The 6,406-nt window shown below is 70.4% G+C and carries 5 protein-coding genes; all 5 read left to right on the forward strand.

Annotated elements, in window-relative coordinates:
* On the forward strand, window positions 1–1,334 hold a 1,334-nt coding region (locus KN815_RS30090; protein WP_216345033.1), incomplete at its 5' end, for an FtsK/SpoIIIE domain-containing protein.
* Window positions 1,335–1,647: 313 nt separating this feature from the next.
* Complete coding sequence (locus KN815_RS30095) at window positions 1,648–3,006, forward strand: ABC transporter substrate-binding protein (RefSeq protein ID WP_216345034.1); 1,359 nt, start codon at window positions 1,648–1,650, stop codon at window positions 3,004–3,006.
* A gap of 24 nt (window positions 3,007–3,030) precedes the next feature.
* Window positions 3,031–4,404: a carbohydrate ABC transporter permease gene (locus tag KN815_RS30100; protein WP_216345035.1), complete on the forward strand. Its 1,374-nt coding sequence runs from the start codon at window positions 3,031–3,033 to the stop codon at window positions 4,402–4,404.
* A complete protein-coding gene (locus KN815_RS30105) occupies window positions 4,401–5,282 on the forward strand; it encodes a carbohydrate ABC transporter permease (RefSeq protein WP_078641777.1) in 882 nt (293 codons plus the stop codon). The genes KN815_RS30100 and KN815_RS30105 overlap by 4 nt, the downstream gene beginning before the upstream one ends.
* A 226-nt stretch (window positions 5,283–5,508) precedes the next feature.
* A complete protein-coding gene (locus KN815_RS30110) occupies window positions 5,509–6,168 on the forward strand; it encodes a TetR/AcrR family transcriptional regulator (RefSeq protein WP_216345036.1) in 660 nt (219 codons plus the stop codon).
* Window positions 6,169–6,406: the final 238 nt, after the last annotated feature.

Below are 6,406 nucleotides of genomic sequence, written 5' to 3' on the forward strand. Positions count from 1 at the left end.
CGCTGGCAGTGCTCGGCGCCGGGCCGCGCGGCGCGCTCGCGGTCGATCTGGCCGCCGACGGTCCGCACGCGCTGATCGACGGCACGGCGGGCACCGGTAAGACGGAGCTGCTGCGCTCGTTCGCCGCCTCGCTCGCGGCCGCCGAACGGCCGGACCGCCTTGAGCTCATCCTGATCGACGGAGCCGGAGCCGGAGCCGGAGTGGGAGCGGGAGCGGGCGAGGGGCTGCGGGTGTGCACGGATCTGCCGCATGTCTCGACGCATCTGGCGGCCACCGACCCGGTACGGATGCGGGAGTTCGCGCAGGCGCTCAGCTCGGAGCTCAAGCGCCGCGCCGAGCTGCTGAACCGGCTGGACTTCACCGCCTGGCACGCCCGGCCCCACCACGGCGACGGCGAGGGCGGCGGAGGTGGCGGTGACGGCGCCGCCGACCCGAGCGGCACCCCGAACACCCCGAACACCCCAAGCGCCCCAAGCACCCCAAGCACCCCAAGCACCCCAAGCAGCACCCCGGGCGCTCCCGCCCCCGGCTCCGCTTCCGCCCGCGTCGTCGCGCCCCGCCCGCCCGGCGATATCGACCCGCCGCCGAGCGACACCCTCCACACCCTCAATCTGCGCGCTCAGCGCACCGCGAGCGCGGCAGGGGCAGCGGCAGCCGCCCGCCCGCGCCCCTTCCTCCCCCGTCTCGTCGTGCTCGTCGACGACTTCGACGCGCTGGTGGCCCCGGCCCTCGGCAGTCCCGGCCGCCCGGCGGCCGGTTCGGTCGTCCGCGCCCTGGAGGCGATCGCCCGCGACGGCGACCGCCTCGGGGTGCATCTGGTCGTGGCGTCCGGCCGCCCGGACCGTACGGCGGACACGGTGGCCGTCGAGCGGGCCGGACTCCGTATCGTCCTGGACCCGCGCCCGCTGAACCCCGCACACCCCACGGCCCCCACCCACCCCACGCACCGCCCCGGGGAGCCCGAGCGGCCCCTGAGGTCCGAGCGGCCCGATACGGCCGCCACCCCCGTCGCATCGCCACGCTCGGTCACATCCACCCCCGCAGCCGCAGCCGCCCCGGGCGGCGACCCGGCCCCGGGCCGTGGGCGGCTGTTCCGCCCGGAGGACACCTGGGGAACGCCGTTTCAGGCGGGCCGGGTGACCGGACGGATACCGCGCACCGCCACCCAGCGGCCCACCGTCGTGCCACTGGAGTGGCGGCGGATGGGCGATCCGCCCGCCCGCCGGCCGCTGCGCGAGCTGGGCAACGGCCCCACCGACCTCGCACTTCTCGCCAGTGCGCTCCAGCGTGCCGCGCAGTCGGCGGACGCGCCCACCGCACCCGCGCTGATCTGACCGCCCAAGACCACCCCTGCCTCGCCCCCGCCCCGCCCCGCCCCTGACCGCCGCAGGTCGCACCCTGTCCGTTTCCTGACCGTTCCCGGATGATCCCGTCGCTCCTGACCGGCTTTCCGGCCCGTTCTGCCCAACCTCCCGTCTGACCCGCCTGACCCACCTGCCCCGTTCTCTGCCGATCGTTCATCACGGCCCGGTCACGATCCGTGAGTGAACGCCGGACGCAGTATTGCCACGTTCGGTGACCGGGCGTAGGACTACTCGCACGGGACACGGCCGCACGGGGGCGGTCGGCATCGGAGGGAAAACGGGGATGCACGTATCGCTTCCTGCGAAGCGTTCGACACGAGCCGCGGTGGCCCTGCTGGCGGCGGGAGCACTCATGCTCACCGCCGCGGGCTGCGGCGGTGACGACGGAGACACGGTAAGCGGCGGTCCGCCGCCCAACACCGTGAAACTGCCAAGCCTCAAGGGGCAGAAACTCCAGGTCACCGCGGTATGGACGGGCACCGAGCAGGAGAACTTCACCAAGGTGCTGAAGGAGTTCGAGAAACGCACCGGCGCCAAGGTCTCCTTCGTACCCAGCGGTGACGACATGGCGGGCTTCGTCGGCTCGAAGGTCGCGGGCGGCGCCCCGCCGGATGTCGCGATGGTCGGACAGGTCGGCGTGATGCGCGAGTTCGCCCAGAAGGGCTGGGCCAAGCCGCTCGGCCCCGAAGCCAGTGCCGAGCTGGCCAAGAACTACGCCAAGGGCTGGCAGGACCTCGGCTCCTACCAAGGCAAGCCCTACGGGGTGTATTTCAAGACCAGCAACAAATCCCTGCTCTGGTACAACACCTCCGCGTTCGACTACGCGGGCGCCAAGGTGCCGAAGACCTGGCAGGAATTCCTGGCCCAGGCCCAGTTGATCTCCGACTCCGGCACCGACGCGGTCGCGATCGGCGGCCAGGACGGCTGGACGCTCACCGACTGGTTCGAGAACGTCTATCTCTCCCAGGCGGGCCCGGAGAAGTACGACCAGCTCGCCCAGCACAAGATCAAGTGGACCGATCCGTCGGTGAAGAAGGCGCTCGAGACGCTGGCCGAGCTGTGGGGCACCAAGGGTCTGGTCGCGGGTGGCCGGAGCGGCGCGCTCCAGACCGCGTTCCCGGACTCGGTCACCAAGGCGTTCGGCAACAAGGCCGAGCCGGACGCGGGCATGGTCTTCGAGGCCGACTTCGTCGCCGCCAACGTCGCGGACGCGGGCGCGGAGCTGGACGAGGACGCGAAGGTGTTCCCGTTCCCGGCGGTGGGCGCCAAGGCACCGGTGGTGACCGGCGGCGACGTCGGCGTGGCGCTGACGAACAGCAAGGCGGCGCAGGCGCTGCTCACCTTCCTCGCCTCCCCGGACGCCGGGACGATCTGGGCCCAGTCCGGCGGGTTCATCTCGGCGAATAAAAACGTCAAGTTCAGCGCCTATCCCAATGCCTCGATGCGCAAGATCGCACAAGCGCTGATCGCGGCGGGCAATGACTTCCGGTTCGACATGTCCGACCAGGCTCCCGCCTCCTTCGGCGGCAAGCCGGCCCAGGGCGAATGGAAAGCGCTCCAGGACTTCCTCAAGAACCCGGGGAATGTCGAAGGCATCCAGCGTCAGTTGGAAGCGGATGCCGCCAAGGCGTACAAGAACTGACCACTCGACCGGGAGAACCACATCATGTCGACCGCGACAGCGGACGGCGCGGCCACACCTGGCCGGGCATCGTCCGCCCCACCGGCACAGCGACCGGGCGCCAAAAAGCGGAAGAGCGTCATGGGCACCCGCCCCTGGCTGGCGGCGGTGTTCCTGCTGCCCGCCCTGGTGCTGCTCGGGGCACTCGTCGTCTATCCGATCGGCTACTCCGTCTACCGGAGCTTCTTCGACGCCTCGGGCAATGGCTTCGTCGGCCTGGACAACTACCAGGAGATGTTCTCCGACGACGCCACCAAGACGGCGATCAAGAACAACGTCATCTGGCTGATCCTGGCCCCGACCGTCTCCACCGCCCTGGGCCTGATCTTCGCCGTGCTCACCGAACGGGTGCGCTGGGCCACCGCCTTCAAACTGGTCGTCTTCATGCCGATGGCGATCTCGATGCTGGCGGCGGGCATCATCTTCCGGCTGGTCTACGAGCAGGACCCGGACAAGGGCGTGGCCAACGCCATGTGGGTGAGCGTGCATGACTCCTTCAGCGAGTCGCCGCCGTTCCCCGGCGCCCATCCGCGTCCCACCGCCGGGCTGACCGAGGCGTCGAACGGCTCGTTCACCACCCGGGACACCGTGCGCGCCGGCACCCCCACCTCGCTGCCGCTGGTCGCGGCCAAGCGCGGGGACATCAGCGGGGCGCAGGACGCCAAGGCCGCCAAGGCCGAGCCGGGGAAGGTGACCGGCACCGTCTGGTTCGACTTCACCCGGGGCGGCGGGGGCGAGCAGGGCACCATCGACAAGGGCGAGAAGGCGATGGCCGACCTCAAGATCGAGGCGGTCAAGGACGGCAAGGTCGTCGCCCGGACGACATCGGCGTCGGACGGTACGTACACCCTCCCCGCCAAGGCCGAGGGCGCCCAACTGCGGCTGCCCGCCTGGAACTTCGCCCAGCCCTACAACGGCGTGGACTGGCTCGGCCCGTCCATCGTCACCCCGGCCATCATCGGGGCGTACGTCTGGATCTGGGCCGGTTTCGCGATGGTGCTGATCGCGGCGGGGCTCGCGGGGGTGCCGCGTGAGCTGATGGAGGCCGCGCGGATGGACGGCGCCACCGAGTGGCAGGTCTTCCGGCGGATCACCGTGCCGATGCTGGCGCCGGTGCTCTCGGTCGTCGTCGTCACCCTGATGATCAACGTGATGAAGATCTTCGACCTGGTGTACATCATCGCGCCGGGCCCCTCGCAGGACGACGCCAATGTGCTGGCGCTCCAGCTCTTCCAGTCGTCCTTCGGCACCGATGTCAACCAGGGTCTCGGCAGCGCCATCGCCGTACTGCTGCTGTTGCTCGTGCTGCCCATCATGTTCATCAACATCCGCCGGATCCGAAGGGAGAGCCGCCGATGACCAGCGCGGACACGGTCGTACAGGCGAAGCAGTCCCTGGTCGCGCGGATCGCCGCTCGCGCCGGCGGCGGGGTGATGCGGGTCGTCCTCCTCCTGATCGGCCTGCTGTGGCTGATGCCGACCGCCGGACTGCTGCTGTCCTCCCTGCGGGACCCGGCCGAGGTGGACCTCTCGGGCTGGTGGAAGGTCTTCACCGACCCCGGACAGCTCACCTTCAGCGGCTACGACAAGATCCTGGGCAATCAGCAGATCACCGATTCGCTGTGGACCACGCTCGCGATCACCGTCCCGGCGACCCTGCTGGTCGTGGTGATCGGCGCCTTTGCCGGTTACGCCTTCGCCTGGATGGACTTCCCCGGCCGCGACTGGTGGTTCCTCATCGTGGTCGGCCTGCTGGTCGTCCCGGTCCAGGTCGCGCTGATCCCGGTGGCCAAGCTCTTCGGCGAGATCGGCATCTTCCAGACCACCACGGGCGTGGTCCTCTTCCACACCGCCTTCGGCCTGCCCTTCGCGATCTTCCTGCTGCGGAACTTCTTCGCGGAGATCCCCCGCGAACTGCTGGAGGCGGCCCGCCTGGACGGCGCGGGCGAACTGCGGCTGTTCCTGCGCGTCGTGATGCCGCTGGGCGGCCCGGCCATCGCCTCGCTGGGCATCTTCCAGTTCCTGTGGGTCTGGAACGACATGCTGGTCGCCCTGATCTTCGCGGACAGCGGCAACCCGCCGATCACGGTCGCCCTCCAGCAGCAGGTCCGGCAGTTCGGCAACAACATCGACATCCTCGGCCCGGGTGCCTTCGTCTCGATGCTGATCCCGCTGGCGGTCTTCTTCGCCTTCCAGCGGCAGTTCGTGGCGGGAGTGATGGCGGGCGCGGTGAAGTAACCACCCACCACACCGACTCACCACGGCCCGGCGCCCCTCACTGGGGGTGCCGGGCCGCTCCTCACTGGGGGTGCCGGGCCGCTCCTTACTGGGGGGGCGCCGGGCCGCTCCTTACGGGGGGTGCAGGGCCGCCCTCCCGCGCATACTTACGAACGTAAGGCTACGAATGTAAGTCGAGGGCGGCAAGAGGTTCACGCCAATAAACTTCGGGATGTAAGGTTACGGAGTGGAGAAGACCAGCGCGGCAGACCCGGCCGCACCGAAACGGGCGCGCACGCGCAACCGTCGCGGCGAGGGCAGCCGCCTGCGCGAGGACATCGTCACCGCCGCCGCGGCACTGCTCGACGAGACCGGCGACGAACACGCCATCACCCTGCGGTCGGTCGCCCGCAAGGTGGGCATCGCCGCCCCGTCGATCTACCCGCACTTCCCCGACCAGCCGGCCATCATGCTGGCCGTCGTACAGCGGGAATTCACCGAACTGGCAACCCTCCTGCGCTCCGTCGCACAGGAGGCCGGTGACGAACCGCGAGAACAGCTATACGCCGTCTGCCGGTCCTACCTCGCCTTCGCGAAGAGCCACCCCGAGCGCTACCGCACGATGTTCGGCGGCCTCTGGATGCCGACCCTGGGCGACAACTCCCTGACCGAGGAAGACCTCGTCAGCCTCGGCTCGACGGCCATACAGGTACTCGTCGACGTACTCACGGACTGCGCCGCCGCGGGCCAGTGCGCCATCAGCGACCCGGGGCTCGACGCGATCACGCTGTGGCTCAGCCTGCACGGCCTCGCGCACCAGCGCGCCGTCATCCGGGCCTTCCCCTGGTCCGAGGAGAGCATCGCCGACTCCATCATCGCCAGGATCACCTGCCTCAAAGACGCCTGATCGCCGCCCCGGGCAACGCCTGATCTCCGCCCCGGGCAACACCTGATCGCCGCCCCGGGCAACACCTGATCGCCGCCCCGGGCAACACCTGATCGCCGTCCCGGGCAACGCCTGATCGCCACCTCCGGGCACCACGCGCACCCCGCGCACCCCGCGCACCCGCCAGGGGCGACGGACGCGCCGTCGGCGACAGCGCCCCCGCCCCGCACGGCGCCCGGGGTCACGCAGGCTTGTCACC

It is taken from the genome of Streptomyces niphimycinicus (assembly GCF_018883605.1).
Taxonomy (GTDB): Bacteria; Actinomycetota; Actinomycetes; order Streptomycetales; family Streptomycetaceae; genus Streptomyces; species Streptomyces niphimycinicus.

Coding starts and splice junctions, on each gene's coding strand:
- KN815_RS30095 (WP_216345034.1), top strand. CDS start 1,648: ATGCACGTATCGCTTCCTGCGAAGCGTTCGACACGAGCCGCGGTGGCC.
- KN815_RS30100 (WP_216345035.1), top strand. CDS start 3,031: ATGTCGACCGCGACAGCGGACGGCGCGGCCACACCTGGCCGGGCATCG.
- KN815_RS30105 (WP_078641777.1), top strand. CDS start 4,401: ATGACCAGCGCGGACACGGTCGTACAGGCGAAGCAGTCCCTGGTCGCG.